Source organism: Kitasatospora sp. A2-31 (genome assembly GCF_022288725.1).
Classification (GTDB): Bacteria; Actinomycetota; Actinomycetes; order Streptomycetales; family Streptomycetaceae; genus Kitasatospora.
Map to the genome: position 1 here is coordinate 46,003 of NZ_JAKNTA010000019.1, position 984 is coordinate 46,986.

General features: G+C 73.3%; 1 protein-coding gene and 1 pseudogene. Both read right to left on the minus strand.

Annotated elements, in window-relative coordinates:
* Positions 1-284 (minus strand): annotated as a pseudogene (locus MCM47_RS34570) (N-acetylglucosamine-6-phosphate deacetylase); the annotation flags it as partial.
* On the minus strand, positions 173-984 hold an 812-nt coding region (locus MCM47_RS34575; RefSeq protein ID WP_238950862.1), incomplete at its 5' end, for an amidohydrolase family protein. The gene MCM47_RS34575 and the pseudogene MCM47_RS34570, both read right to left, overlap by 112 nt.

Genomic DNA, 984 nt, shown 5'->3' on the forward strand with positions numbered 1-984 from the left:
ACCAGCTTGCGCACCAGAGCCGGATCCGGATCCCGCAGCAGATCCGGACGGTGCGCACCGCACCGGTTGTGCGAGATGAACGGCCCCTCGAAGTGGATCCCGGCCAGCACGCCGTCCTCCACCAGCTCCGACAGCACCGCCGCCTGCCGCGCCACCTCGTCGATCTCCCCGGTCACCGTGGAGGCCATCGTCGTCGTCGTCCCGTGCTCCAGGTGGGTGCGCGCCACCCGCAGCGCCTCCTCCGCGACCCCCGACGCGTACGACGCACCCCCACCGCCGTGCACGTGCAGGTCCACGAACCCCGGCACCACCGTGAACCCCGACAGGTCCAGGTCCCCCGGCGCCACCGCGCCGCCGACACCGTCCCGTACGCCAGGTCGAGCACCGACGGATGCAGGTGCACCCCGTCGTTGATCAGCTCCACCGTGACCCGCTCGTCCTCCAGCAACGCCACGATCGGACCCGGCGCCCGGTGCGCGATCCCCGGCATCGCGTTGAACAGGTGCGTCGCCACCGTCGCCCCCGCCTCCACCGCCTCCAGCGTCCGCCCGTAGTCCGCATCGGTGTGCCCCACCGCCGCCACCACCCCCAGCTCCGCCAGCATCCGCACCGACTCCAGCCCACCCGGCAGCTCCGGCGCCAGCGTCACCATCCGCGCCCGCCCCCGCGCCGCGTCTACCAGCTTGCGCACCAGAGCCGGATCCGGATCCCGCAGCAGATCCGGACGGTGCGCACCGCACCGGTTGTGCGAGATGAACGGCCCCTCGAAGTGGATCCCGGCCAGCACGCCGTCCTCCACCAGCTCCGACAGCACCGCCGCCTGCCGCGCCACCTCGTCGATCTCCCCGGTCACCGTGGAGGCCATCGTCGTCGTCGTCCCGTGCTCCAGGTGGGTGCGCGCCACCCGCAGCGCCTCCTCCGCGACCCCCGACGCGTACGACGCACCCCCACCGCCGTGCACGTGCAGGTCCACGAACCCCGGCA